This window comes from uncultured Cetobacterium sp., assembly GCF_947039425.1.
In the GTDB taxonomy this organism is placed as follows: Bacteria; Fusobacteriota; Fusobacteriia; order Fusobacteriales; family Fusobacteriaceae; genus Cetobacterium_A.
Map to the genome: position 1 here is coordinate 1 of NZ_CAMQYW010000172.1, position 4196 is coordinate 4196.

Consider the following 4196-nt stretch of genomic DNA (forward strand, 5'->3'; position numbering starts at 1 on the left):
TTAAATTGTCTATATCCTTTTTGACCTGGAATTACCTCATCAAATACTATTCTTTTCTTTTCACACATTACTTGTAAATCATAAAGTCTGCATTGTTCTCCAATCATTCCATCCCAAACGAACTCATCACCACGTCCCTTTATTGTTTCAAAATCTTTTCCACAATGCTCTTTAAACTCTTTATTTACAATCATGTATTCACTTTCAAGATTTTTAAACCATGCCATATATGGAATATTATCTAAAAGTGTATAAAATTTTAATTTGTTATCTTCTGCTTCATATTTTGTTAATAAATAATTTTTTAGTTTATCTAAATTAAGTTTAATCTCTCTTACAGAATAAGGCCTTAATATAAAATTAATAGCCCCAACTTTTATATAATCAGATGGTCTTTCTCCTAAATCAATAGAAATCGATAAAAGAACTAAATCTAGTTTGTTTTTTAAATAATTAAACGCAATATCATCATAAACATCTAGTATATATAAGTCATAATTTTCAACATCTCTCTTTTTAAAATCTTCTAATTTCTGAAAAATAAATTCATAATCTTTTAAGAAATTTAACCCTATATTCTCCATACTATCTTTTAATTTTTTTTGTTCATGTAATATTAATACTTTTAGTTTCCTCATTAAAATTTAGTCCTCTTCCATATTTATTTTTTATGTAAATATTTTACCATATTTATAAAAAAAATAATTATTTTTTTTTTGTTATATTTCTATTTTTTATAAAACTTAGTTTTCTATCTGTTCCATTAGTACAATTTGTAAACAAAAAAAGTTAGAAAAATCTAACTTTTTTTATTAAAAGAATTTATATCCAAGTGTAAAACTAACTTGCTTTAAATCATCATTTCCTCTTCTATCTCCATCTACTTTAGTAACAGAATATAAAACTTCTCCTTGTAAAGATAATATATCCATTCCTATTCCTGCACCATAATAATAATCGCCATCAACATCTGATCTACTTACGTTTGAATCTGTATATAACACTTTTCCTGCTTTTAAAACTGCATAAGGTTTTATCCCTATTGGAAATAGATTCATTTTTATTAATCCATATGCTGGAACTGTTGCTATATCTGTACCTGATGTTTTACCATTATAAGCAATTCCTACCCCTACATCAGCTAATAATAAGTTTTGAGTTATTTCAATACTTCCTGTTGGTGCATAATTTTCAAATGTTTCACTTTCTTTGTTGTAAGAGTTTGAATTTGTTATTGCTCCAAATCTAATGTGTCCATCTAAAGCAAATGCAGAACTTGCCCCTAGTAAAAATAATGTTAATAGTGTTTTTTTCATAATTCCTCTCCTTGTTTTTGAATTGTATATCTATTATACTGATTTTTTCTATTTATTTCTATATTATTTTAATTGATGAAATGCTCTTTTTACATTATAATGAAAGTAATACAAAAATAGGAGGTTTATTTATGCAATTTTCTGAATATAAATATGAAAGACCTAATTTTAATGAAACAAAGATAGAATTTGAAAAACTACTCAATAAAATTACTACATCGAATTATAAAGAACAATTAAATATAATAAAAGAAATTAACACCATTAGAAACAAAATAGACACAATGTCCAATCTAGCTCATATTAGACACACAATTGATACTAATGATGATTTTTACGATAAGGAAAAAAACCATTGGGATGAAATCTCTCCATTATATCAAGAATTAGATACACTTTTTTATAAAGAACTTTTAAAATCAAAATTTCTTGATCAATTAAAAATAGAGTTAGGTATACAATTTTTTAGTTTAATTGAATATAGTTTAAAAGCATTTTCTCCAGAAATTATAGAAAATTTACAAGAAGAAAATAAAGAAATCTCTAAATATGTTAAACTTCTTGCCTCAGCTAAAATCTCTTTCCAAGGAGAAGAAAGAAATCTTTCTGGTATGACTCCTTTTCTAGAATCTAGTGATAGAAGGGTCAGAAAATCTGCCTACGAAGCTAAAAGTAATTTTTTTACAACTTATGAAAAAGATTTTGATGAAATTTACGATAATTTAGTTAAAATTAGAACTAAAATTGCTAATAAATTAGGATATGACAACTATGTTGAACTTGGTTATATTAGAATGAATAGAGTTGATTATAATGATAAAATGGTTGATAATTTTAGAAAACAAGTTGTTAAAGAGATTGTTCCTATTGCTTCATCTCTTTATGTTAGACAAAAAGAACGTCTAAATTTAACAACACTTAACTATTATGATGAGAGATTTGAATTTGAAAGTGGAAATCCAACTCCAAAAGGTACTCCTCAATGGATTATCGATCAAGGTAAAAAAATGTACCATGAAATGTCTCAAGAAACAGCAGAATTTATTGATTATATGATTAATAATGATCTTATGGATTTAACAACTAAAAAAGGAAAAGCTGGCGGAGGATATTGTACATTTATTCCTGATTATAAATCACCATTTATCTTTTCTAATTTTAATGGAACAAGTGGTGATGTTGATGTTTTAACTCACGAAGCTGGACATGCTTTTCAAGTTTTCAGATCAAAGCATATTGAAATTCCAGAACTTCTTTGGGCTACATATGAAAGTTCAGAGATTCATTCTATGAGTATGGAATTTTTTGCTTGGGACTGGATGGAAAACTTCTTTAAAGAGGATAAAGATAAATATTTTTATAGTCACTTAGGCGGTGCTATTAAATTTATTCCATATGGAGTTCTTGTTGATCATTTTCAACATGAAGTTTATAAAAATCCTAATTTAACTCCTAATGAAAGAAAAACAATTTGGAGAGAACTAGAAAAACAATATAAACCTCATACTATTTATGATGAAAATGAGTTTTTAGAAAATGGTGGTTGGTGGTTCCAACAATCTCATATTTTTGAAGTTCCATTTTATTATATTGACTATACTCTGGCTCAAATTTGTGCTTTACAATTTTGGAAAAAGATGATTCACAATAGAGAAGGAGCATGGAAAGATTATCTTCATCTATGTAGCCTTGGGGGAACTAAATCATTTTTAGGACTTCTAGAAGAAGCAAATTTAATATCTCCTTTTAAAGATAATTGTATTAAAAATATAACAGAGGATGTTAAGAATTTCTTATCATCAATTGATGATAAGAAATTATAATTTAGCTTATATATAAATTATAGGACTATGGAGGATTATGAATTTATTTACACCTATTAAAATTAAAAATATTACTATTCAAAACAGAGTTGTTGTTCCTCCAATGGTTAGGTTTTCTATGATTGGAACTGACGGTTTTGTAACTGATACCTTATTAAAATGGTATGAAGATTTAGCTTATAACCAAGTTGGATTGATTATAATTGAAGCTACTTGTGTTAATAAAAATGGAAAATTAAGAGAAAATCAACTTGGGATTTGGGATAATTCTTTTATTCCTAAATTAAAGGAATTAGCATCTATTGGACATAAATATAATGTTCCTATGTTACTTCAAATTCACCATATAGGCTTTTTAAATAGGCTAAATTCTATTTCTACAGAAACTTTGGACTCAATACTGGATGATTTTACCAAAGCATTTTTTAGAGCTAAAGAGTGCGGTTTCCATGGCATAGAGATTCATGGAGCTCATGGATATTTAATTTCTCAATTAAATTCCACTTTAGAAAATAATAGAAATGATAAATTTGGCGGTTCTATAGATAATAGAATGTATTTTATTAAAGAACTTTTAAGAAGAACTAAAGTTTTATTTGATGACAATTTTATTTTAAGTTATAGAATGGGGGGAAATGAACCCACTTTAGAAGAAGGAATCAAAAATGCTAAATACTTGGAAAGTTTAGGCATTGACATTCTTCATGTTTCTAGTGGAATCCCTGATCCCTCATTTAGAAGTCAAGAAAAAATAGTTGTTCCTCAGAATTTTAACTTTGATTGGGTTGTTTATATGGGATGTGAAATAAAAAAACATGTGAATATTCCAGTTATTGGTGTTAGATGGATAACTGAAGAGGAACAAGCAAGCTACTTAATTGAAAATAAAATGCTTGATCTAGTAGCTATTGGTAGAGCTATGATAGGTAAACCATTTTGGATTAAAATTGCTAAAGAAAATTATATAAAAAGAAAAGATGCTGATCAAAAATCTTCAAAAATAAAAATAAATGGTAGGAAAATCTTCTGATTTTTCTGCCATTTTTTTCTTAAAAAA

General features: G+C 26.5%; 4 protein-coding genes. 2 read left to right on the forward strand and 2 right to left on the reverse strand.

The window, feature by feature from the left end; translation table 11 throughout:
- Positions 1–638, reverse strand: a 638-nt coding sequence (locus tag Q0V09_RS08475; RefSeq protein ID WP_297488516.1) for a hypothetical protein, incomplete at its 3' end; no start/stop codon positions are given.
- Positions 639–812: 174 nt separating this feature from the next.
- Entirely contained in the window at positions 813–1316 is a 504-nt protein-coding gene (locus Q0V09_RS08480; RefSeq protein WP_297488519.1) for a hypothetical protein, read from the reverse strand.
- Positions 1317–1447: 131 nt separating this feature from the next.
- Between Q0V09_RS08480 and Q0V09_RS08485 the strand changes: the two genes are divergently transcribed.
- Positions 1448–3139 carry a M3 family oligoendopeptidase gene (locus tag Q0V09_RS08485; RefSeq protein ID WP_297406620.1) on the forward strand — a complete coding sequence of 564 codons (1692 nt, stop codon included), beginning with the start codon at positions 1448–1450 and terminating at the stop codon, positions 3137–3139.
- Between the two features lie 37 nt (positions 3140–3176).
- Positions 3177–4169 carry an NADH:flavin oxidoreductase gene (locus Q0V09_RS08490; protein ID WP_297406621.1) on the forward strand — a complete coding sequence of 331 codons (993 nt, stop codon included), beginning with the start codon at positions 3177–3179 and terminating at the stop codon, positions 4167–4169.
- Positions 4170–4196: the final 27 nt, after the last annotated feature.

Excerpts from the sequence above, each read along its gene's own strand:
- Q0V09_RS08480 (WP_297488519.1), bottom strand. The coding sequence starts at position 1,316 with ATGAAAAAAACACTATTAACATTATTTTTACTAGGGGCAAGTTCTGCA.
- Q0V09_RS08485 (WP_297406620.1), top strand. The coding sequence starts at position 1,448 with ATGCAATTTTCTGAATATAAATATGAAAGACCTAATTTTAATGAAACA.
- Q0V09_RS08490 (WP_297406621.1), top strand. The coding sequence starts at position 3,177 with ATGAATTTATTTACACCTATTAAAATTAAAAATATTACTATTCAAAAC.